The organism is Duganella sp. Leaf126 (assembly GCF_001423125.1).
GTDB lineage: Bacteria > Pseudomonadota > Gammaproteobacteria > Burkholderiales > Burkholderiaceae_D > Rugamonas.
This window is the reverse complement of sequence record NZ_LMNW01000031.1, coordinates 204,449-227,491: the sequence shown is the minus strand read 5'-3', so window position 1 is coordinate 227,491 and position 23,043 is coordinate 204,449. Positions and strand designations below refer to the sequence as shown.

Annotated in this window: 17 protein-coding genes and 1 pseudogene; 5 read left to right on the top strand and 13 right to left on the bottom strand. The window is 65.8% G+C overall.

Features of this window, described 5'->3' with window-relative positions; all coding sequences use genetic code 11:
* Positions 1-21: 21 nt before the first annotated feature.
* Together ASF61_RS14280 and argA are read right to left on the bottom strand one after the other, a co-directional pair.
* Positions 22-294: an oxidative damage protection protein gene (locus tag ASF61_RS14280; RefSeq protein ID WP_056156936.1), complete on the bottom strand. Its 273-nt coding sequence runs from the start codon at positions 292-294 to the stop codon at positions 22-24.
* A gap of 66 nt (positions 295-360) precedes the next feature.
* Positions 361-1,671 carry an amino-acid N-acetyltransferase gene (argA, locus tag ASF61_RS14275; RefSeq protein WP_056156935.1) on the bottom strand — a complete coding sequence of 437 codons (1,311 nt, stop codon included), beginning with the start codon at positions 1,669-1,671 and terminating at the stop codon, positions 361-363.
* Between the two features lie 1,338 nt (positions 1,672-3,009).
* Here argA and hrpA point away from each other — a divergent pair.
* Together hrpA and ASF61_RS14265 are read left to right on the top strand one after the other, a co-directional pair.
* Positions 3,010-7,083: an ATP-dependent RNA helicase HrpA gene (hrpA, locus tag ASF61_RS14270; protein ID WP_056156933.1), complete on the top strand. Its 4,074-nt coding sequence runs from the start codon at positions 3,010-3,012 to the stop codon at positions 7,081-7,083.
* A gap of 15 nt (positions 7,084-7,098) precedes the next feature.
* On the top strand, positions 7,099-8,184 hold the full coding sequence (locus tag ASF61_RS14265) for a PHB depolymerase family esterase (RefSeq protein WP_229205857.1): 1,086 nt from the start codon (positions 7,099-7,101) through the stop codon (positions 8,182-8,184).
* Here the strand turns inward: ASF61_RS14265 and ASF61_RS14260 are convergent, their stop codons facing one another.
* From ASF61_RS14260 to ASF61_RS24135, 8 genes and pseudogenes are all read right to left on the bottom strand, one after another.
* Entirely contained in the window at positions 8,185-8,571 is a 387-nt protein-coding gene (locus ASF61_RS14260) for a VOC family protein (RefSeq protein WP_056156931.1), read from the bottom strand. It abuts the gene before it with no gap.
* 216 nt (positions 8,572-8,787) lie between these two features.
* A complete protein-coding gene (aroQ, locus tag ASF61_RS24640) occupies positions 8,788-9,246 on the bottom strand; it encodes a gamma subclass chorismate mutase AroQ (RefSeq protein ID WP_373994556.1) in 459 nt (152 codons plus the stop codon).
* A 12-nt stretch (positions 9,247-9,258) separates the two neighbouring features.
* Positions 9,259-10,038, bottom strand: a pseudogene (locus ASF61_RS24635) (transporter substrate-binding domain-containing protein); the annotation flags it as partial.
* Positions 10,039-10,267: 229 nt separating this feature from the next.
* The gene (locus ASF61_RS14250) at positions 10,268-13,426 is read right to left on the bottom strand and encodes an error-prone DNA polymerase (protein ID WP_056156927.1); all 3,159 of its coding nucleotides are present in this window, start codon (positions 13,424-13,426) and stop codon (positions 10,268-10,270) included.
* A 2-nt stretch (positions 13,427-13,428) separates the two neighbouring features.
* Positions 13,429-14,898, bottom strand: a complete 1,470-nt coding sequence (locus ASF61_RS14245) for a DNA polymerase Y family protein (protein ID WP_200919870.1) — start codon at positions 14,896-14,898, stop codon at positions 13,429-13,431.
* The gene (gene imuA / locus ASF61_RS14240) at positions 14,831-15,586 is read right to left on the bottom strand and encodes a translesion DNA synthesis-associated protein ImuA (protein ID WP_056156924.1); all 756 of its coding nucleotides are present in this window, start codon (positions 15,584-15,586) and stop codon (positions 14,831-14,833) included. Before imuA ends, ASF61_RS14245 begins: the two co-directional genes overlap by 68 nt.
* Positions 15,587-15,691: 105 nt before the next feature.
* A complete protein-coding gene (locus ASF61_RS14235) occupies positions 15,692-16,168 on the bottom strand; it encodes an RES family NAD+ phosphorylase (protein WP_056156921.1) in 477 nt (158 codons plus the stop codon).
* Positions 16,165-16,686 (bottom strand): antitoxin Xre-like helix-turn-helix domain-containing protein, encoded by a 522-nt coding sequence (locus ASF61_RS24135; RefSeq protein ID WP_229205856.1) that lies wholly within the window; start codon positions 16,684-16,686, stop codon positions 16,165-16,167. The genes ASF61_RS14235 and ASF61_RS24135 overlap by 4 nt, the downstream gene beginning before the upstream one ends.
* A 137-nt stretch (positions 16,687-16,823) precedes the next feature.
* Here ASF61_RS24135 and ASF61_RS14225 point away from each other — a divergent pair, with 137 nt between their 5' ends.
* Positions 16,824-17,582, top strand: a complete 759-nt coding sequence (locus tag ASF61_RS14225) for a S9 family peptidase (protein ID WP_056156919.1) — start codon at positions 16,824-16,826, stop codon at positions 17,580-17,582.
* A gap of 11 nt (positions 17,583-17,593) precedes the next feature.
* On the opposite strand, the gene ASF61_RS14220 is transcribed toward ASF61_RS14225, so the two are convergent.
* From ASF61_RS14220 to ASF61_RS14210, 3 genes are read right to left on the bottom strand one after another with little or no spacing between them, the layout of a single operon-like run.
* On the bottom strand, positions 17,594-17,941 hold the full coding sequence (locus ASF61_RS14220; protein WP_056156917.1) for a hypothetical protein: 348 nt from the start codon (positions 17,939-17,941) through the stop codon (positions 17,594-17,596).
* 14 nt (positions 17,942-17,955) lie between these two features.
* Entirely contained in the window at positions 17,956-18,597 is a 642-nt protein-coding gene (locus ASF61_RS14215; protein ID WP_056156915.1) for a glutathione S-transferase family protein, read from the bottom strand.
* A gap of 32 nt (positions 18,598-18,629) precedes the next feature.
* Positions 18,630-20,510, bottom strand: coding sequence for a M61 family metallopeptidase (locus ASF61_RS14210; protein ID WP_056156914.1), 1,881 nt, complete (start codon positions 20,508-20,510; stop codon positions 18,630-18,632).
* Between the two features lie 233 nt (positions 20,511-20,743).
* On the opposite strand from ASF61_RS14210, the gene ASF61_RS14205 reads away from it, so the two are divergent.
* Positions 20,744-21,205, top strand: a complete 462-nt coding sequence (locus tag ASF61_RS14205) for an Hsp20 family protein (RefSeq protein WP_056156912.1) — start codon at positions 20,744-20,746, stop codon at positions 21,203-21,205.
* Positions 21,206-21,455: 250 nt separating this feature from the next.
* Positions 21,456-23,000 (top strand): DegQ family serine endoprotease, encoded by a 1,545-nt coding sequence (locus ASF61_RS14200; RefSeq protein WP_056156910.1) that lies wholly within the window; start codon positions 21,456-21,458, stop codon positions 22,998-23,000.
* Positions 23,001-23,043: the final 43 nt, after the last annotated feature.

Sequence of the window (23,043 nt, the reverse complement as noted above, 5' to 3'; positions counted from 1 at the left end):
TCCCGACGAATTACCTGCGTATTATTCGGTCGGCGGCACGTAGCCCATGGCTGCATCGGCGCCGTCGCCAAAGAAATGCTTTTCCATCTGCTGCGCCAGGTATTTGCGGGCGCGCAGGTCGGCCAGGTTCAGGCGGTTTTCGTTGACCAGCATAGTCTGGTGCTTCATCCACGCAGCCCATGCCTCTTTCGACACCGACTCGTAGATCTTTTTGCCCAGTTCGCCGGGAACGGGCGGGAAGTCCATGCCCTCGGCTTCCTTGTTGAGTTTAATGCATTGTACGGTGCGGGCCATCTGGGTTGCTCCTAAAGCGGTAACGTGAAAACGTCATTATAAAGGGATCCTCCCCTGGAGATTCACTTATAAAGACTTGATCAGGACCTGGGATTTACGCTGCCAGTTATACATGTGCTGTCTGTCCTTGGGCAGGGCGTCCACCGTGGCCGGCACGAAGCCGCGCTTCTGGAACCAGTGCGACGTGCGCGTGGTGAGCACGAACAGCTTGGTCACGCCGAGCGCGCGCGCGCGGTTTTCCATGTGTTTCAGGATGCGCTCGCCGTCGCCCTGGGCCTGCACGTCGGGATTGACGGTCAGGCAAGCCATTTCCGCCATTTTCTGCTCGGGGAACGGGTACAGCGCGGCGCAGCCGAAAATCACGCCATCGTGCTCGATGACGGAGAAATAGTCGATTTCGCGCTCAATCAGCTCGCGGCCGCGCTTGACCAGCGTGCCGTCCGCTTCCAGCGGTTCGATCAGCTTGATGATGCCGCCCACGTCCTCGATGGTGGCCTTGCGCAGCGACTCGAGGTTTTCATGCGAAATCATGGTGCCCACGCCATCGTGGGTGAACAGTTCGAGCAGGGCGGAACCGTCCATGGCAAACGGCACGATGTGCGAACGCTCGACGCCGTTGTCGCAGGCCTTGATGCAGTGGCGCAGGTAGAACGCGGTGGCGTCGTCGAGGAAGCCGGCGTCCAGCACGGCTTCGGCCATGTGCGACGACAGTTCGCGGATTTCGGTGCCGCCGGCGTCGGTCATCATCGGCGTTTCGGTGATGAAGACCAGCTTGTCGGCGTGCAGGGCGATCGCCGCGCTGCACGCCACGTCTTCCATGGTCAGGTTGAATGCTTCGCCGGTGGGCGAGAAGCCGAGCGGGGAGAGCAGCACCAGGCCGTCCGAGCCGAGGATGGAATGGATGGTTTCGGCATCGACCTTGCGTGTCACGCCGGTCAGTTCCAGGTCCACGCCGTCGATCACGCCGAGCGGCTTGGCCGTGATGAAGTTGCCGGAAATGATACGGATCGCCGCATTCGACATCGGCGTATTCGGCAGCCCCTGGCTGAACGCGGCCTCGATGTCGAGGCGCAGTTCGCCGGCGGCTTCCTTGGCGCACTCCATGGCGGCCGTGTCGGTGATGCGCACGCCGTTGTGGAAGCGGCCCTCGACATTGCGCAGGGCCAGCTGCTCGGCCACCTGCGGGCGCGAGCCATAGACCACGGTCACGTTGATATCGAGCGCATGCAGCAGCGACAGGTCGTGGGCCAGCACCTGCAGGGCGCCTGCGGAAACGAGTTCACCGGGGAAGGCCACCACGAAGGTCTTGCCGCGGAAGGCGTGGATGTACGGTGCGACGGAGCGCAGCCATTGGACGAATTGGGTAGGGTTTTCCATTACCGGCATTATAATTCGGTGCGCGAATTCCGCACCCTATACTTGTAAAAAACAATGTCAGAAGCCAGCAACAAGCCTAAAAGCCCCCCGAACACCCCGCCAGGCCGTCCCGCTGCCGCCCCGCTCAGCCAGCTGGCGGCGGCATTGAAGGGTGTCGTCCCCGTCAAGACGGGAGGCAACAGCCCGGCGGCCAAGGTGCCCGACCCGAGCGGCGTGCCACGCGGTGCGGCAGGCAAGGTGCCCCACCCGAGCGGCGTACCACGGGGGATGACAAGCAAGGTGCCCGACCCGGGCGGCGTGCCACGCGGGATGACAAGCAAGGCGCCTGACCCGACCGGCGTACCACGCGGTGCGGCAGGCAAGGTGCCCGACCCGAGCGGCGTGCCACGCGGGATGACAAGCAAGGTGTCCGACCCGAGCGGCGTACCACGTGGCGCGGCGGGCAAGGCCCCCGCGACCGGGACTGTGGTGGGGACAGCGAACAAGGCACCGGACCGTGGGGCTGCGGCGTGGGGCATGGCGACCAAGGGGGCCGCGCCCGGGACTGCGGCGGTGGGGACCGCAAGCAAGGCTCCCGACCGTTGGGCTGCGCTGCGGGGGGCAGTGACCACGGTGTCTGACCCCACTGCTGTGGGGCGGGGCACGGCGGGTGCTGCGCCGCGTGCATTTGCGGGCGAGGGACGCGGCGACCGCGCGCCTGCCGCCCGCCCGGCATCTGGCGCCGAGGGCCCGGCGCCAGGTGAACGGGCCGTCCGGCCGGCTACCGGCAACGGCGGACGCGATCAGCGTGCACCAGCGACGCCAGCGACTGCCGGAAAGACTGCCGGCGCCAGCGCAGGAACCCGCGCAGGCGCCGCCGTTCGCGCAAGCAGCACCACCGCTTTGCGCACGAATGCGGGCGCCAGCGATGCCACCAACGCTGGTCTGGACACTGGCACCGGCAGCACCCTGGGCGCTGGCACTGATGCTAGCGCCACCACTGGCACAAGCGCTGATCTGGGCGCCAGCACCGGCAGCCCTCTGGGCACCAGCGCTGGCACCGGCGCTCGCGCCGTCATTGGCACCAACGCCGGGACTACTGCTGGCGCAAGCGCCGGGGCTACCGCGGGCACAAACACTGACACCGCCGCGGGTAGTGGCAATACCCTTGGCACAAGCGCTGACGCCACTGCTGGCAGTAGCGCTGACACCGCTGGCACTGGCGCTGGCGCGAACGCTGCCAGGAGCGGCGGCGCGAACGCTGGCGCAGGCGCCGGCGTCCAGGCCCGCAGCGGAAGCGTTTCATCGAGCCGCGTTGCGCCGAAGGGGCCGCCATCCGGTGGCGAGCGATCCTCCGCTGTGTCTGCTGGCGCCGCGGGCCACGGCAAGGGAACGGGGGCGTCGCCGGGCCGCGCGCGTCTGACGCCGGCGGAGCAGGCTGCGCGCGCGGCGGACCGCGAGGCCGAGCGCAACTTACGCAACCCGCTGCCGCCGATCACGTTCCCGGAAGACTTGCCCGTCTCGGGCCGCCGACACGAGATCGCCGCTGCGCTGCAGGCCAACCAGGTCATCATCGTTTCCGGCGAAACCGGCTCGGGCAAGACCACCCAGCTGCCGAAGATCTGCCTGGCGCTGGGGCGCGGTCAGAACGGGCTGATCGGCCACACCCAGCCGCGCCGGATCGCCGCCTCGTCCACCGCCAAGCGCATCGCGGCCGAACTCGATTCGCCGCTGGGCCAGCACGTCGGCTTCAAGGTGCGCTTTGCCGATACCTTGCAAAAGGGCGCGTCGGTCAAGCTGATGACCGACGGTATCCTGCTGGCCGAAACCCAGACCGATCCGCTGTTAAAAGCCTACGACACCATCATCATCGACGAGGCGCACGAACGCAGCCTGAACATCGACTTCCTGCTCGGCTACCTCAAGCAATTGCTGCCGCGCCGGCCCGACCTGAAAATCATCATCACCTCGGCCACCATCGACGCCGACCGTTTTTCGCGCCACTTCGGCACGCCGGACAAGCCGGCGCCGGTGATCGAGGTGTCGGGGCGCCTGTACGCGGTGGAAGTGCGCTACCGGCCGATCGACAGCGATGTCGCCAGCAAGGCCAACCCGGGCGGCAACGCGGCAGCCATCGCCAATGCCGAAGGCAAGGGCCAGCGCACCGCTGCCGCGCGCGAGAAGCGCGACCTGATGGACGCCGTGGTCGATGCGGTCGATGAGTTGGCGCGCATCGGTTCCGGCGACGTGCTGGTATTCCTGCCCGGCGAGCGCGAGATCCGCGACACGGCCGAGGCGCTGCGCAAGCACCATCCGCCGCACGTGGAAATCCTGCCGCTGTTCGCCCGGCTGTCGGCCGAGGAGCAGGAGCGCGTATTCAAGCTCACCAACGCGCGCCGCATCGTGCTGGCCACCAACGTGGCCGAGACCTCGCTGACCGTGCCCGGCATCCGCTACGTGGTCGATGCCGGCCTGGCGCGCGTCAAGCGCTACAGCTACCGCAACAAGGTCGAGCAGCTGCAGATCGAGCCGATCGCGCAGTCGGCCGCCAACCAGCGCGCCGGCCGGTGCGGCCGCGTGGCCGACGGCGTCTGTATCCGCCTGTACGACGAGCAGGATTTCCTGCAGCGGCCGAAATTCACCGAGCCGGAAATTTTGCGCTCGTCGCTGGCGTCGGTCATCCTGCGCATGAAATCGCTGCACCTGACCGACGTCGAAAGCTTCCCCTTCATCGAGCCGCCGCTGGCGCGCGCGATTGCCGACGGCTACCAGCTGCTGCAGGAACTGGGCGCGGTGGACGACTACAACCAGCTCACGGCACTGGGCCGCAAGCTGGCCAAGCTGCCGCTCGACCCGCGCGTGGGCCGCATGATCCTCGCCGCGCTCGACAACGTGTGCCTGAGCGAAGTGCTGATCATCGCTTCCGCGCTGTCGGTGCAGGACCCGCGCGACCGGCCGCTCGAACACCAGCAGGCGGCCGACGAGGCGCACAAGAAATTCGCCGATGAAAAGTCCGAATTCCTCAGCTACCTGAAGATCTGGCGCTGGTTCGAGAACGCCATCGAGCACAAGAAAACCAACCGCCAGCTGATGGACAACTGCCGCGCCAATTTCCTGTCGCAGCTGCGCCTGCGCGAATGGCGCGACGTGCACTCGCAACTGATCACGCTGGTCAAGGAGCAGGGCTGGCGCGTGAACGAAGCGCCGGCCACCTACGAAAACCTGCACCTGGCGCTGCTGACCGGCCTGCTTGGCAATATCGGCTTCAAGAGCGAGGACGAGCCGGGCGCCGGCTACCTCGGTGCGCGCGGCATCAAGTTCCACATCTGGCCCGGTTCGTCGCTGCTGAAAAAGCCGGGCAAGTGGATCATGGCGGCCGAGCTGGTCGATACCACGCGGCTGTATGCGCGCTGCGTGGCCCGCATCGAGCCCGAATGGCTGGAAAAAGTGGGCGGCCACCTGCTGAAAAAATCGTGGGGCGAGCCGCGCTGGGAAAAACGCTCGGCGCAGGTGACCGCGTCCGAACGCGCCACGCTGTACGGGCTGGTCGTGTATAGCCAGCGCCGCATCAACTACGGCGCCTTCAATCCGGTCGAAGCGCGCGAGATCTTCATCCGCGATGCACTGGTCGGCGGCGACTACGACACGCGCGCGCCGTTCTTCGCCCACAACCACAAACTGATCAGGGAAATCGAAAACCTCGAGCACAAGTCGCGCCGGCTGGACGTGCTGGTCGATGACGAACTGATCGCGGCCTTCTACGACAAGCTGATTCCGGCCGACGTGGTCAACGGCGCCGGCTTCGAAAAATGGCACAAGGACGCCACCGCGGCTGAGCCACGGCTGCTGTACCTCAATCGCGACGAACTGATGCGCCACGAAGCGGCCGGCGTCACCACCGAGCTGTTCCCGAAGATCATGTCGGTCACCGGGCTGGAACTGGCGCTCACTTACCACTTCGAGCCGGGCAGCGTGCGCGATGGCGTCACGCTGGCCGTGCCGTTGTATGCGCTGAACCAGCTGCCGCGCGAGCGCTGCGAATGGCTGGTGCCGGGCATGCTGAAAGAGAAGGTGCACCTGCTGCTGAAATCCTTGCCGCAAAAGCTGCGCCGCCACTGCGTGCCGCTGCCCGACTACGCGGCAAAATTCTGCGAACGCGTGAACGAGGCCGGCATCTTCGGCCGGGGCGACCTGATCGACGCCATCATCGCCGACATCCGCAAGCAGCTGACGATTGCCGTGCTGACCACCGACTTCAAGCCGGAGACCTTGCCCGCCCACCACTTCATGAATTTCAAGGTGATCGACGAGCACGGCCGGCAGCTTGACATGGGCCGCAACCTGGCCACGCTGCAGGCCGAATTCGGCGCCCAGGCGCGCGAGAGTTTCCAGAAGATGGCGGAGACGTCGGGCACGACCGTGTCGTCGGCCGCGCTGTCGGCTGCCGCCCAGCCGGCCAACGGCGCCCGCCCCGGCGTCGGTGGCAAGGCGGGGGCTGCCCAGCCGTTTGCTGCGACGGCCGGCAAGTCGGCCAGCGCAGCGCATGCTGCTGCGTCCCAGGCTGGTGCTGCCGAGCCGTCCAACCTCACCAATCTCACCAACTGGACCTTCGGCGAATTGCCGGAGCTGCTCGAAATCCCGCAGGGCAAGCTCACGCTGATCGGCTTCCCGGCGCTGGTGGACAAGCGCACCCACTGCGACCTCGAAGTGTTCGACGACCCGACGGTGGCCGCGCGCATCCATCGCCAGGGACTGCGCCGGCTGTTCGCGCTGCAGATGAAGGACCAGATCAAGTTCATCGAGAAAAGCATCCCGAATCTGCAGCAGATGGGCATGCAGTACATGGCCATGGGCACGCAGGAAGAACTGCGCGACGAGATCATCAACAAGGCGCTCGACATCGCCTGTTTGCAGGATCCGCTGCCGGTCGATGCCGCCAGTTTCAGCAAGCGCAAGGACGAGGGCAAGTCGCGCTTGGTGCTGCTGGTGAACGAAGTGGCGCGCCTGCTGTCGCAGGTGCTGACCGAGTTCCACGGCCTGCCCAAGCGCCTGCAAGGCTTGCCGCCAGCGGCTGCCAGCGACATGCAGGCCCAGTTGCAGGGACTGGTGCACAAGCGCTTCCTGTCCGACAACGACTACAGCCAGCTCGCGCACTTCCCGCGTTACCTGAAGGCGATGAACGTGCGCATCGAAAAGCTGCGCGCCGACCCCGCCCGCGACGCCAGGCTGATGGCCGACTGGCAGTCCGCTGCTGCGCCGTACCTGCGCCTGCACCGCGACAAGAGCGCCGGCAAGAACACCGACCCGAAACTGGTCGAGTTCCGCTGGATGCTGGAAGAACTGCGCGTTTCCCTGTTCGCCCAGGAACTGCGCACCCCGATGCCGGTCTCGGTCAAGCGCCTGCAAAAAGTGTGGGAGTCGATGCAACGCTAGTTCGCAGGAGGTGCGATGAAGAAAGCCGCCGGTCTGTTCCGCAGTTTGATGCGCACGTCGATCAGGACCGCGCGCCAGGGGGCGGCTGTCAACAAACTGGTGACGGCGATGCTGACGCCGGCGCCGGCGCCCAAGCGCAAGGCTGCCGCACCACGCAAGCCTGCGGCGTCTGCTGCTTCTGCGGCAGCGGCGCCAGGCAAGTGGCTCACTTCGCACGTCGAGAGCGCCAATGCGCGCCGCGTGCGCTTCTGGCTCTACCTGCCGCAGCACATGCCCGAAGAGACCATCGCGCAGGGCCTGCCGCTGATCGTCATGCTGCACGGCTGTCACCAGACCGCCACCCAGTTCGCCGAGGGCACGCGGATGAACCAGTGGGCCGAGCGCAAGGGCTACGCCGTGCTCTACCCGCAACAGCTGGTCAGCAACCAGGCCCAGCGCTGCTGGAAATGGTATGACCGCGCCACCCAGGAGGGCGGTGGCGATGTGCCGACCATCGTCGCCATGATCGACAAGGTGGCCGGGGCGTACGCCATCGACCGTTCCCGCATCTATGTGGCCGGGATCTCGGCCGGTGCCGGCATGGCCCATATCCTGGCCCTCAACCATCCGCAATTGTTTGCCGCCGTCGGCCTGCATTCGGGACCCGTCTTCGGCGCCGGTCACAGCACGGTGGGCGCACTGGGCGTGATGCAGCATGGCGCCGCATCGCGCGCCGAGCTGGCGGTGGAAGAAGTGCTGGCCCGCCACACGCGCTTTCCCGGCATGCCCACCATCCTGGTCCAGGGCGAGGGCGACAGCGTGGTGCGGCCGATCAACCAGCTGCAACTGGCGCGCCAGGCACTGGCGCTCAACGGCCTGGCGCCCGGAACGCCGGCCAGGATCACCCACAAGGCGCAGGGCAGCACATCGCGCCACCGCGCCCACCGGATCGACGACTATTACGCTGGCCGCAAGCTGCTGCTGCGCGTGGCCCGCATCGACGCCCTCGAGCACGCCTGGAGCGGCGGCGACCCGGCCCTGAAATTCAACGACAGGGCCGGCCCCGACGCCACCCGCATGATGCTGGAATTTTTTGCGCGACACCGGCGCCAGCCGGGTTGATTACTGCCCGGCCGGCGGCTGCCATAGCTCGACCTTGTTGCCTTCCGGGTCGATCACCCAGCCGAACTTGCCGTAGGACGAATCGTCGGTCTTGTCGAGCACCTGGCAGCCTTCGTCGCGCAAGGCCGCCAGCAGGGCGTCGAGGTCGGCCACGCGGTAGTTGACCATGAACGACGCCTGGCCGGGCGCGAATGGCGATGCATCGGCTGCGCCGATCGACCAGATGGTGCTGCCGCCGCTGGGCTGTCCGGCAGCGTCGGTCCAGGCAAACGCGGTGCCGCCCCAGGCCTGGACGTCGATGCCGAGATGGCGCTGGTACCAGGCACGCAAGGCTGCCGGATCTCTTGCGTGGAAAAAGATACCGCCGATGCCAGTCACACGTTGCATGTCAGCCTCCGATGGATGGTGAATGCGGCAGATCATAGCAGGGAATTCTGCACGAGCCGTGGTGCGCCTGATAGGTTAGGGAACCGGCCGCAACCTGTAGCGACCGGCAGCGGAAAGGCCGGGCTGTAGCAGACGCCAGTCGCAATTGGACTGCCTGCGCTGCTCGAGCATGAGCGGCAACACGGGATGCACCGGTCCTATGTTGCGCCGCAGCGCTCATTGACGTCCGGTCAGCGGCGCCAGTGCTTGCCGGGCGGCGGCGGGGCTCAGTGCGCTGGCGTCGAGCGTGCGCAAGGCGAGCGCCACGTCGTCGCGCCGGCTGGCGTCGTCGAGCACGGACCGGTTGGCTGCCAGCGCTGCCAGCAGCGCGGTGGTGATGGCATCGAGCCTGGGGCGGATGTCGGCGGCCAGGTCGGGCGCGTCGGCAAAGCGGCCGGCATGTTCGGCGCGCCAGCGGGCATAGAGTTCGCGCTGCACGGTCTTGGATGCTTCAATCTGGGCCCGGAACACGGCCTCCACCCGCTGCGCCGGCAATCCGAGCGCGCTGCCCTGTCTGACGGCGGCAGCAATCACCTGCGCTTCGCGCGGCAGATCCTCGATCGCCGCCTGCCGGTTCCACTTGGCGCGCGCCACCGGTTCGGCCAGCAGCAGGCGCTCATCGATGGCCTGGCGCAGCGGCTCCAGCGTCCACGGAAACGTCAGCCAGTGATCGACATCGGCTTGCAGCGCACCGCTGGCAAGGCGCGCCTGCAGCCACTGATCCACCACGGTTTTCAGAGCGGGATCGCGCGGCAGCAGCATGGCCTTGTCGGCGCTGTCGAACGGCGCCTCCGGGTGGATCGCGCACAGTTCCGGGTGCAGCCGTTGCTGCAGCCGCGCTTCCATGGCGTCGGTCAGCATCAGGTCGGCCTTGCCGGCAACGAGCTGGCCGAAGATGGTCACATTGTCGGGATAGACCGTCAGTTGCGCGCGCGGCGCCTGGCTGCGGGCAAAGCGCTCATTGGTGCCGCCCGGGTTGACGATCAGGCGCACGTCGGGCTGGTTGATCTGCGCCAGCGTCTGGAAGCGCTGCCGGTACTCGCAGCGCGCGATCGGCGTTTTGCCGTCGCGCTGATAGGGCATTGAAAACAGGCCGTGCTGCTGCCGTTCCGGCGTGATCGAGATGCCGCCCACGGCGATGTCGAACTTGTCGGCCTCCCAGTCCTGCAGCAGCGTGGGCCAGCTGGTCGGCACCATGGTCAGCCGGACGCCGAGGTGCCGGGCCAGCCCTGCAGCAAGGGCGATATCGAGCCCGAGATAGTCGCTGCTGTGGCCGAGGCGATAGGTGTAGGGCTTGTAATCGGCCGGCGTACCGACGCGCAGTTCGCCGCTGGCCGTAATGCCGGCCAGCTGCTGCGCCGGCCCTGCCAGCGTGGTGCTTGCGGTGGCAGTCAATAGCAGGCAGAGCAGGAGATTGGTGGCGCGCATCGAGAGTGTTCCCCAGGTTGTGAGTCGTAAAATTCAGGCGCTATCGTAGCGCATTGCCAGCGCATTGCCAGCACATTGATCAGCGCCTCACCTCCTGCGGGGACAGGTCCCCGTTGTAGCCGCCAGCCTGCAAAACTATTGCAGCAGTACGCGACCGGCAGCGATGCCATCCCGGGTACGACCATGCCTGCGCGGTCTTGCGGGCGACGCTTGCCGCCATGCAGACTCCTCAGTGAAAATCGCGCGACCGCGTATCGAGCGCGCCCAGCAGGTGTGACAGGTCCACCAGGCGCTTGGCGACCAGGTGGCGCACATTGTTTTCCGCTTGCCATACGCCATATACGCCCAGCAGCTGCGCACCCATCACTTCGCGGCGCTGCTGTTCCACCAGGCTTTTCCAGCAGATCACGTTGACCGTGCCGGCTTCGTCTTCAAGCGTGATGAACACCACGCCCTTGGCCGTGCCCGGCCGCTGGCGCACGGTGACGATGCCGCAGCCGCGCGCCAGCTGGCCGTTGGTAAATCCCATCAGCACGTCCGAGGGCGTGAAGCGCATCTTGTAGAGCCGTTCGCGCAGGAACGAGACCGGGTGCCGGCCCAGGGTAAGGCCCAGGTGGCGGTAGTCGGCTACCACGCTTTCGGCAGCCGAGGGCGCTTCGAGCACGACCGCGTCTTCGTGCACGGTGGCCGGGCGCAGCAAACCCTTGTCGGGCACGCTGGACGCGGCTTGCCACATGGCCTGACGGCGGTGGCCGGCCAGCGAGGCGAGCGCGTTGGCGCTGGCCAGGTGGGTCATCTGGCGTGCGTCGAGGCCGGCACGCGCGGCCAGGTCGGCGGTGTCGGCAAAGGGGGCGACCGCGCGCGCTTCCTCGATGCGCCAGGCGGCCTCCTGTTCCATGCCGTCGACATTGTTCAGGCCCAGGCGCACGGCCGGCATGCCGTTGGCGGCCGGTTCCAGCGCTGCTGCCCAGGTGCTCACGGCCACATCGACCGGATACACGTCCACGCCATGGCGGCGCGCATCCTGCACCAGCGCCGAGCGGGAATAAAACCCCATCGGCTGCGAGTTGAGCAGGGCGGCCAGGAAAGCTGCCGGTTCGTGGCACTTGAGCCAGCTCGAGGCATAGGCCAGTAGCGCAAACGACGAGGCATGCGATTCCGGGAAACCATATTCGGCAAAGCCCTTGATCTGGTTGAAGATGCTTTTAGCAAATTCGGGGGGATAGCCGCGCGCATCCATCCCGGCCTTGAGCTTTTCCTGGAACGGCTCCAGTCCGCCCTTGCGCTTCCAGGCCGCCATGGCGCGCCGCAACTGGTCGGCCTCGCCAGGCGTGAAGCCGCCGGCGACGATGGCGATCTGCATCACCTGTTCCTGGAAGATCGGAATGCCCAGCGTTCTTTCGAGCACACCCTTGATGGCGTCATTGTGGTACGACACCGGCTCCATCCCCTGCCGGCGCCGCAGATACGGGTGGATCATCTCGCCCTGGATCGGCCCGGGCCGCACGATGGCAACCTCGATCACGAGGTCGTAAAAGGTTTGCGGCCGCAGGCGCGGCAGCATCGACATCTGGGCCCGCGATTCGATCTGGAACACGCCGATGGTGTCGGCCTGGCAGATCATGTCGTAGGTGGCCCGGTCCTCGGCCGGAATGTCGCCCATCTCGAAGCGCTGGCCGCGCCGCTCGGACACCATGTCCAGCGCGCGGCGGATACAGCTGAGCATGCCGAGCGCCAGCAGGTCCACCTTCATCAGGCCGACCGCATCGAGATCGTCCTTGTCCCATTGCACGATGCTGCGGTTGACCATGGCGGCGTTCTCGATCGGCACCAGGCGGCACAGCTTGGTGTGCGAGATGACGAAGCCGCCCGGATGCTGGCTCAGGTGGCGCGGGAAGTGCATCAGCATATCGGCCAGGTAATTCCATTTTTCCACCACGGGCGAGCTGGTATCGAAGCCGCAGTCGAGCAGACGCTGTTCGAGGTCGGCGCGCCCGCCCCAGCTGTGCGAGGCCTTGGCCACCTTGTCCACCACCGACAGATCGACGCCGAGTGCCTTGCCGACATCGCGCAGCACGCTTTTCGGGCGGTAGGAAATGACCACCGCGGTCAGCGCTGCGCGCATGCGGCCATACTTGTTGTACACGTATTGCAGCACCTCCTCGCGGCGCTGGTGTTCGAAGTCGATGTCGATGTCGGGCGGCTCGTTGCGCTCCTTCGACAAGAAACGCTCGAACAGCAGCGTGCCGCGCGACGGATCGACCTCGGTCACGCCGAGGCAGTAACACACGGCCGAGTTGGCGGCCGAGCCGCGCCCCTGGCACAGGATGTGCTGTCCACGGGCGAAGCGCACGATGTCGTACACGGTCAGGAAATACGCTTCGTACTGCATGTCGGCGATGATGTCGAGCTCACGCTCGAGCGACTCCTGGACATTGGCCGGTATGCCGTGCGGGTAGCGCCAGCGGGCGCCGACATAGGCTTCCTTGCGCAGATAGCTGGCCGGCGTTTCGCCGTCCGGTATCAGTTCGTGCGGGTATTCGTAGCGCAGTTCGTCGAGCGAGAACGTGCACTGCCGCGCCAGGCTCACGGTTTCGTCCAGCGCCGCGCGCGGATACAGGTTGCCCAGCCGCACGCGCGAGCGCAGATGCTGCTCGGCGTTGGGCGCCAGCTTGTAGCCGCACTGCGCCACCGGGATGCCGTGGCGGATCGCGGTCATGGTGTCCTGCAGCGGCTTGTACGAGCGCAGGTGCATGCAGACGTCGCCGGTGGCCACCACGGGAATCGCGAATTCGTCCGAAATACTGTCGATCAGGCGCCGGTGCTGCGCGTCGCGCGTGCGGTGGTGCAGCGTGAGCGCGATCCGCACCCGGCCCGGCGCGTTGTGCAGCAGCCATTGCGCCTGCCGCTCCACTTCCTCGTACGGGGCGCAGTAGCGGGGCGCCAGGATGAACTGGCAGTCGGGCAGGCCGCGCAGGTGCACCAGGTCGCCGACCGGCTGGGCGATGTCGCGCGGGCGCACCAGGTAGGTGCCCTTGTCGGCGCGCATGCGGCCCACGGTGATCAACTCGCTCAGGTTGCCGTAGCCGTGCTTGTTGGTGGCGAGGATGATCAGGTTGAACGGCGGGCTGCCGTCTTCGGGCGTGATGGTCATCTGGCTGCCGATCACCAGGTGCAGGCCGCACTCCTTGGCGGCCACGTGGGCGCGTACCACGCCGGCCAAGCTGCATTCGTCGGTGATGGCGATCGCACTGTAGCCGAGCTGGTGGGCGCGCCGGACCAACTGGTCCGGCGGCGAGGCGCCGCGCAAAAAGCTGAAATGGCTGAAGACCTGCAACTCGGCATAGTCGGGCAGGATGACAGGCGGGAGCGGGGGCAGGGCGTCCATGGTCAGGCATACAGTCCGTGCAAGAACCAGCGCGCATCGGTGGTGCGTTCGAGGTAGATCCAGTAGCAGCTGGCGTCGCTGCCCTGGGCCACGAAATAATCGCGGGCGGCGCTCTGGTCGTTCCACCAGCCTGCCTCCAGGCGTTCGGGACCGGAAAGGATTTTCAGGGCGCTGCCGTAGAACGGCCGGTTATCGCGCATCAGCAGCGCAATCGGCTTGGGCAACAGCCAGAACGGCCGGCCGTCGAACACGTCGCCGGGCGCTGGCCGCGGACGCTTGACCGTGGCTGGCAGCCAGGTGTTGGAAATTTCGGGCCGGTAATCGTCCACCGTGGCGGGCGTGACCACGTTGTCGACGCCGAGGCGCGCGGTGAGCAGTTCCAGCAGCCGGTGGTAATCCTGCGGCGTGCCGCCCGGCTCGGGAAACAGCGAGGCATTGGGCGGCAGCATGGCGTCGAGCTTATCCGCCTCGAGCCGCAGCGCGATGACCGGCGCCTGCAGCTCGACCTTGGCCAGGCGCTCCTTGAGCAGGCGGATCAGGTGCGACTCGTGCCACGCCGGCTCGGCCAGCATGATCTCCAGCGCCGTGGGCGCCACTGCCGCGCGCCCCCGTTCATGTTCGAGGTAGAGCGTGAAGGCGCGCACGGCCTGCTGCATGGCGGCGAGCCAGCCCACCAGTTGCAGGATCAGGCTGGCGGCGCCGTGCAGCAGGGCTTCGGCGTGCTCCACGCGCTCGAAGGTGTCGATGCGGGCGGCAAACTGCAACGGCGGCTTGATCCACTCGAACATTTCGGGCGCCTCGCCGTAGGCGCGGTCGAGCGCGGCCAGCACATCCTTGTGGGTGCGCCGCAGCAGCCCCGCGCGCGGCAGGCGGCGCAAGGCGCCCAGGTCGCGCGCGCCGATGTCGGTGAGCCAGCCCTGGAACGGCGCAGCGGCCGGAATCAGCGCACACGGCAACTGGTTGAGCCGCTGCTGCAGGCGCTCCATCGACGCCACGCGGCGCCCCTTGGGCTGCTCCTTGCGCCGCTCGTTGCGCGCCAGCAGCCAGGCGCCTTCGGCCGTGGGCGCGGCGCCCAGTTGCAGCGTGAAGCCGAGCGCGGCTACGCTGTGCAGCACGCGCCGGCACAGCGCATGGGGACCCTTGAACAGGGTCAGGCTGGCGCTGACGTCCAGCAGCAGCGACCAGTCGGGCTGGTAGCTGATGTCGGGCGTGTACTGCATCAGCGCGGTGGCAATCGCGACCAGCGCCTGGTCTTCCTTCTCGGCCGCGCGGTCGAGCAGCACGGTGTCGGGCGCGATGGCCGCCACGCCGCCGCCGCGCATGCCCAGGCGCACACCGGCCTGCGCAGCCTGGCGCGACATGACCAGCACCAGGCCGTGCTCGACGACGACCATCGGCGCCGGCTCAGACCAGCACGGTCGTTGCGCTTCGAGCGGCAACAATGGCAGGTGGACGCTTAACAGCAGTTTCATGATCGTGGGTGGCAGGTTGCAGCGGCATATGCAGGGGAACCGGCATATCGGCCAGGGGTATGAACAGGGGCTGGTCGCAGTGAGGCCCCTTGCGCTTGATGATGTCCAGCGAGATGCCGCCGGCGGCCGGGCGCAGGGTCATGCGCAGCGGCGACGGCGAGGCGTCTGCTGCTGCCGCGATCGGTCGCAGCAGCCACAGCCAGGTGTCGGTGCTTTGCGCCGCCAGGTTGAGCCGGCGCAGCGCCTCGGGCCGGACATGGGCCTGCCACAGCAGCACCGCGCCGCAGGCACCGTTCTTGAGGATTTGCTCGGCCGACCACAGCGCATCGGCACTGCTGGCCGGCTTGAGCCACAACAGGTTGCGGTCGTTGACCTGCCAGGCGCGGCAGGCCATGGCGTGCGGCAGATAGGGCGGTTGCACCAGCGCCACCCGCTGGCGCGCCGCCAGGCTGGCCAGCACCGGTTTTAATAACTGCATTTCGCCGATGCCATGTTGCTGTACCAGCAGTTCGATCAGCGCCGAACGCGGCCAGCCGCCGTTGGGCAGTTCGCTGTCGAGCCGGGCGTGGCCGGTGGGGCAGGTGGTCGTGCGCGAAATGGCCAGTTCACTGGCGCGCCACACATCGCGCATGACCAGGCGGCCAGCCTGGGCGGCTGCGGCAGTGATGGGGAGCGGTGGCGTAAGCATGGTTGTTATTAGATTGATACTGTATGTATGTACAGTATAATCCCCGTTTGCGCCAATATGCAAGACCGATTTGCTTGTCGTGCGGCTATATCTGGTAACAGTCAATCAGCGTTTGAAAAAACGCGGATCGTACAGCCAGCGCTTGACCGTGGTGGCGGTGATGGCAGCCGTGTCGGGGTGCTGGGGGTTGATCAGCACGTTGTCTTCGTCGGGCACCATCACCGATGGCACGCGCAGCAGGGCGCTGGTGCCGGAAGCGACCCAGGCATCGCCTGCTGCCATCGAGGTGAGGCCGGCAGGCACGGCATCCCAGCCGCCGGGCAGGGGCGCGAGGACTTGGCACGCGGCCCAGACGGCATCGGGAATGTCGATGCGCACCAAATAACGGTTGTACGGCAGGCGACCGATCCTCGTGTACTGCACTGTCTCAAGCGTTGCCAGCGCAATATTGGTGGCGCAGTATATGAGCGGCGTGCCGATACTGTTCCAGCGCCCACCGGTCAGGCTGGCGCCCGTGCCGCTCAAGTCGTTGGCTGCATAGGTCGGTGCTTCCACCGCAATGCGCCACACCGTCGCTGTCATGCGTAAGCGCCGCTTTGGCTCATGGCAAGCAATCCTGCCACCAGCTTCTGCCCCTCGAAGGTGTCCATATAACTGGCCGGGGTTTCGCCCCCGAGCGCGGGCAACGGTTCGGTCAGCCATTCAGAGACCCAGCGGGCGGCATCGAAACCGGTGGGGTCGCCCGACTCTTCGACCATGGTTTGCACCATGGCGATCAGGTTTTCCACGCCCAGCACCCGTTCCGATTCGTCACTGGAGAGCACGATCGCATCTTTTTCCTTGCGGCTGATGGTGGCGCGCGACAGGCCCAGGCTGGTGAGCAAGATTTCCTTGCTCAAGCCCATGCGCGCGGACAGGCTGCTGATCGACGAGGCCGGTATACCTTGCCGTATCAACGCGATCCGTCCTTGCGGATTGAGGTTCGCGAGCGGACTGACGTGAGCGCTGTGCTGCGGCTTGGCGGTTCTGTGACTCGTCTTGGGGACCTTGATGGGTGCCGGGGCGGATGCGGTGGCGGACTTCTTCATGAGATTGGACATATCTGTCTCCTTTGAGTAATCAGACTAGCTCAAACGAGGCATTTTGCAAGGCGTTTATGCAAAGTTCACGGGCATGGACTTGTCCCGCCAGCACTTATGCGTCAGAGTACGGCCTCATCGAAGTTGCAGGAGTGTGCATGCGTTCTCAAAGACAGGAATTTATCGCCAACGGTCACAAGCTGGCCGCCAAGCTCGACGTACCCGATGGCGCGATCCGCGCCCATGCGCTGTTTGCTCATTGTTTTACTTGCGGCAAGGATGCGATCGGCGCGCACCGGCTGGCGCAGGCGCTCGCTGGCCATGGCATCGCCGTGCTGCGGTTCGACTTCACGGGACTTGGTGGCAGCGAGGGCGATTTTGCCGACACCAATTTTTCCTCGAACGTGGCGGACCTGGTGGCAGCGGCCGATTTCCTGCGCGCGCAGCACGCGGCGCCGCAATTGTTGATCGGCCATAGCCTGGGCGGCACGGCCATGCTGGCCGCCGCTGAACAGATCGCCGAAGCGACGGCCGTGGTGACGATCGGTTCGCCCAGCGATCCGACTCACATGCCGAGCCTGTTCGGTAGCCCGTACCAGGCACTGATCCGGCAGCAGGGCGAGGCCATGGTGCCGCTGGCCGGACGGCCGTTCCGCATCAAGCGCCATTTTTTCGAGGACGCCGAAGCGTATGCGCTGAAACCGAAGATCGCCGGCCTCCAGCGGGCGTTGCTGGTGATGCATGCGCCGGGCGACGACACGGTGCCGGTGACCAATGCGATGGAAATCGTCACCGCCGCCAGGCACCCGAAAAGTTTTGTATCGCTCGATAGCGCCGACCATTTGCTGACCCGGCGCGAAGATGCGGTGTATGTGGCCGACCTGATCGCGGCATGGAGCCGCCGCTACATCAGGTAAGCAACCTGTCACTATTCGCCGCCGAATTCCTCGGCCAGGTCCTTCCAGCCCTTGCTGGCGGCGAAGGTGTTGAAGGCGTCCGGCGCTTCCAGCACCAGCAGCTTGTTTTCCTGCAGCACCGGATCGCCGGCGCTCAAGGCCGGGCCCTTGTAGCCGACCGTGCGCAGCTGTGCTAACACGGCGTCGATCAGGGTCTTGTCCTTGTGCAGGCCGCTGATCGAGGCGCTGAAGTCCACGTACACGTCGATGGCGCCGTAACCTTCGTCGAAGATGCGGATCGCCTTGGCGTCGTGGGCGCGGCCGGCGCCGTCGGTGGCCTTGAACGGGCCGCTCAGTTGGATGTCGGTATCAGCACTCATGTTGTTCCTTGGATTTAGTCAGTCGTTTTTGGTAAAGCCATGCCACGTTGCACGGCGGGGCGCGCGGCCAAGAGGTCCATCCAGCGCCGTACATGCGGCTTGCCGGCGAGGCGCGCGCCGAGCGCGGGCTTGAGCGCGTCGTCGATCACCGCCACCCACGGGTAGCAGGCGATGTCGGCAATGCTGTAGTCGTCGCCGGCGACATACGTGTGTTGCGACAATTGCTTGTCCAGCACACCGAGCAGGCGGTCCGATTCTTCCAGGAAGCGCTTGCTGGCCAGCGCCGATTTTTCCGGCGAATGGATTTCGAAAAAGCCGACCTGGCCCAGTATCGGACCGAGACCGCCGATCTGCCAGCTCAGCCATTCCAGCACCTTGTAGCGGGCCGGACCGGCTGCCGGCAGCAGCTTGCCGGTCTTGTCGGCCAGATAGACCAGGATGGCCGCGCTCTCGAAAATGCTGAGGGGGCCGCCCTCGGCGCCATGATCGACCAGGGCCGGAATCTTGTTGTTGGGCGAAATGGCCAAAAAGGCGGGCGAGAACTGTTCGTCCTTGCCGAGGTTGACGGTCTTGATCTCGTACGGAAGTCCCAGTTCTTCGAGCATGATCGGAATCTTGCGTCCGTTCGGGGTGGTCCAGGTGTACAACGTCAGCATGTGGTCCTCGGCAAGGTGGGTGTCACGGCATCTTACTTCAACGGCTGCAGAATTGCTTCCAGGCGGTCAGGCGTGCCCTTGATGCGTTCCAGGCGCGGGTATTTCAGGCCGTCGTGGTAGTCGATCGCGTACGTGGTGTACAGGTTACCCTTTTTGACCAGCAGCTCGATCGGCTCCTTGCCGCCCTTGGCGGCCGTGATCGCCGTGCGCAGCACCTCGGGCTTGTAGGCGCGGCCGTTGACCGCCAGCAGCGTCGAGTTGCCCGACAGGCCGGCCTTGAAGCCGATGCCTTCCCAGATGAACGATTCGAGCTTGCCGCCTTCGCCGACCGAGAAGCCGAGCGAGTACTGGAAGTTGGCCGACTTGCTCAGCTCTTCCTGGGCCTTCAGGAACGGCGTCTGCTTGTCGGTGTACACCAGTTTCCAGCCGGCGCGGGTCAGGCCGTCGAGCGGGGCGCCCGGACCGTGGCCCTCCACGCGGCTGCGCAGGAAGGTGGCCCAGTCGTGCGGCTGCACCGCGTTCAGGGCAGCGACCACGTCCTCGAAGGTGTAGTGCTTGGCCACGTTGACGCCGTCATCGACGCCGAAGAAGTTGCGGGCGAAATCGTTGAGCGAGCGCTTGCCGCCCGACAGTTCGCGGATCAGGGTGTCGGCGTCGAGCCAGATCAGCTGGCCTTCCTGGTAATAGTCCTCGCCGCGCTGCCAGTTGTTCCATACCTGCGGACGGCGGGCGTTGATGATCGGATCGTAGGTGGTGTCCTGCACCGCGCGCCACGCGCGGCCACGCACGTTGTCGAGGCGGGCAGCAGATGCGGCCAGCAGGTCGCGCGTGTTTTCCGGCTTGATCAGGCCCGAGCGGGCGGCCAGCACCGCGCCCCAGTACTGGGTCTGGCCTTCGTAGACCCACAGCAGCGAGTTGTCGAGCGGAGTGTTGAAGTTGGGCACGTCCTGGCCGGCCGGGCGGCGGAACTTGCCGTTCCACGAGTGGGCAAATTCGTGCGGCAGCAGTTCGCGCCGCGCTTCCCACTTGGCCCACTCGGTGAAGTAGCCGGACTTGACGCCGTTCTCGCTCGACTGGTGATGCTCGCGGCCGATGCCGCCGAATTCGTCGCTGATGGCAAACAGGAAATCGTAGTGCTTGTAGTGTTTCGAGTTAAACAGTTTATACGATTGCTGGATCAGCGCGCGGTGCGGGGCGATCTGTTCCGGCGTCGCGTCGAGCTGCTCGGGGCTGTCGGCCACCACGTTCAGGTGGACCGGGATTTTCGCGCCCGGGTCGAGGTCGATGCGGCGGAAATAGCGGCCGGCAAACAGCGGCGAATCGAGGAAGGTTTCGAAGTCCAGCGGCTTGAAGGCGATCTCGTCGCCGTTGCGCGCGGCCGTCTCCAGCGCAGTGCCGAACTGCCAGCCCGGCGGCACGGTCAGATTCGGCTGGATCGTGATGTTGCGGCTGCGGTAGCCGGCCGGGTAGATCGCCAGCGACTGCCATTGCACGCCGAGGATGTCGTTGGTAAACGTGGTGCGACCCTGGTTCGCTTCCACCGGCGACAGGTACTGGAATTCGACCTCGACCGCATTGGCGTCGGCCGGCACATCGACCACGAACGCCCACACATTGAGCGGGTCGCGGTGCCATGCGACCGGCTTGCCGTTGGCGCTGGTCTGGAGGCCGGCAAACTGGTTCAACGCGCCGCTGGGACCGTGATTGGCCACCACCCACTGCGGATACAGCAGGGTCAGCTTACCGGGCCTGGCGGGGATGGTCTGGCGTACGCGGAAAATCTGCTGCGCCGTGTTGGACGCGTCCACTTTCAGGATGATAGTGCCGGGGTAAGGCTGTTCGGAAATCGTCTCTGCCTGGGCGCTGAACGAGGTAGCGAGCAGGACGGCGAGTGCGGCACGGGTGAGGGACATTGAGGACTCGGATCGTGATTGAACAAGAGAAAGAGTGTAGCACGCAGGGCGAGCGGCAAAAACCCGCAAAGACCCGAAAAAAGGCGCAAAAAAAATGTGAAAAAAAGCCCTTGAAAGCATTTGGCCCCCATCCTATATCGGAACCAGTGGTTGCCCAGCAGGGGACCACGGGCCCCGAGGAGCGCTTCCGAGGGGGAAACAACTTATCGCTTAACTTGACAAGGATATTTATCATGCGTACTTTCGACCTGACTCCGCTGTACCGTTCCGCCATCGGCTTCGATCGCCTGGCACAAATGCTCAACGATGCCCAGCGCGCCGATGCGTCGCCCAGCTATCCCCCTTACAACATCGAACTCGTGTCCGATGACCAGTACCGCATCGTGATGGCGCTGGCCGGCTTCAACCGCGACGAGATCGACATCACCTTCGAGCGCGACTCGCTGCACGTGGTCGGCCGCAAGCAGAAAGACGCTACCGAGCGCACCTATCTGCACCGCGGCATCGCAGCGCGCGACTTCGAACAGCGCTTCCAGCTGGCCAACCACGTCAAGGTGACGGGCGCCAGCTTCGACAACGGCATGCTGACCATTGAACTGGTGCGTGAAGTGCCCGAAGCGCTCAAGCCCCGCAAGATCGTCATCGACGGTCAGAACGGCAACGTCACCGCCCTGGAGCAGCGCCAGGCAGCGTAATCGGCGTAATTTGCCCGTAGAGGGGACCTCGAAAAACCGTAGCGGGTCGCGCAGTAGGTTTTGCGAGGTTCCCTAGAGGCATGACCCAAGCACTGGCCGGAACCTCCGGCCAGTGCCACGTCTATAGTCCATATCCACGGCCGGCATGTGTTGTAAGCATATGTTTCCGTGGAAATTTCGTTAAGTAGGGTCTAAGTTTTTTGCCTCATATTGAAGACATCGAAATTCCTAATTCAATCAGGAGCGCAACATGTCCCAGACTATCCAACCCGGATCGAAAACCTTCCAACGCACCGTCGCCGCGCTGGCCATCGTGGCTGCCATCGGCGCCGGGGGGGCGGTTGCTGTCAAGCAGAGTAACGCGGTAGCTGCCGGCAGTACGCCGGTGGCAGCGCTGGCGCCGCCATCGGCCAACGCCGGTGCGCCGGCTGCCGTGGCTGCACCGTCGATTTCCCTGCCCGACTTCTCCGTGGTGGCGGCCAAGAACGGCCCGGCCGTGGTCAACATCGACGTCCGCGGCACCACCAAGACCTCGTACGATGGCCAGGGGCCGGGCCAGGGGCCGGGCCAGGGCCGCGCCGACGCCTTCGGCGACGATCCGTTCATGGAATTCTTCCGCCGCTTCCAGGGCCAGGGTCCTCGTGGCGGCCAGCGCGAAGTGCCGACCCACGGCATGGGCTCGGGCTTCATCATCAGTTCCGACGGCATCATCCTGACCAATGCCCACGTGGTGCGCGATGCGCGCGAGGTGACCGTCAAGCTGACCGACCGCCGCGAATTCCGCGCCAAGGTGCTCGGTTCCGATCCGAAAACCGACGTCGCCGTGCTGAAGATCGATGCCAAGGATTTGCCGGTGGTACCGCTGGCCAAGGCCGACAATGTCAAGGTCGGCGAGTGGGTGCTGGCGATCGGCTCGCCGTACGGCCTCGACAACACGGTAACGGCCGGCGTGGTCAGCGCCAAGGGCCGTTCGCTGCCCGACGATTCGTACGTGCCGTTCATCCAGACCGACGTGGCCGTCAATCCCGGCAACTCCGGCGGTCCGCTGTTCAATACCCGTGGCGAAGTGGTCGGCATCAACTCGCAGATCTACAGCCAGACCGGCGGCTACCAGGGCCTGTCGTTCGCGATCCCGATCGAAGTGGCCACCACGATCGCCAACCAGATCGTCTCCACCGGCAAGGTCGAACACGCCAAGCTTGGTGTGACGGTGCAGGAAGTGGGGCAGGACATCGCCGATTCGTTCAAGCTGGCCACGCCTGAAGGTGCGCTGGTGGCCAACGTCGAACGCGGCGGTCCGGCCGACAAGGCCGGCCTGAAAGCGGGCGACGTGGTGCGCAGCATGAATGGCAAGAAAGTCGTCAGCTCGATCGACCTGCCGGCCATGGTCGGCCTGATCAAGCCGGGCAGCACGGTCAAGCTGGAAGTCTGGCGCCAGGGCAAACTGATTGCGCTCGATGCCACGCTCGGCAACCTGAACGACAAGGTGGCGGCCGTCTCGGCCACCAGCGACCGTGCCGAGCAGGCCAGCGCCAAGCTGGGGCTGTCGCTGCGCCCGCTCGATCCGAACGAGCGCCGCGACAGCGGCATCGCCAACGGCCTGGTGATCGAAGACGCCGGCGGCGCTGCGCAAAACGCCGGCGTGCAGCCGGGCGACGTACTGCTGTCGGTCAACGGCTACGCGGTCACCAATATCGACCAGGTGCGCCAGGTGGTGAACAAGTCCGGCAAGTCGGTCGCGTTGCTGATCCAGCGGGGCGGCGATACAATCTTTATTCCCGTGCGTCTGGGCTAAACCGACTCCGCCCCGATGACATGAACGCCGTCCCGGCAGAACG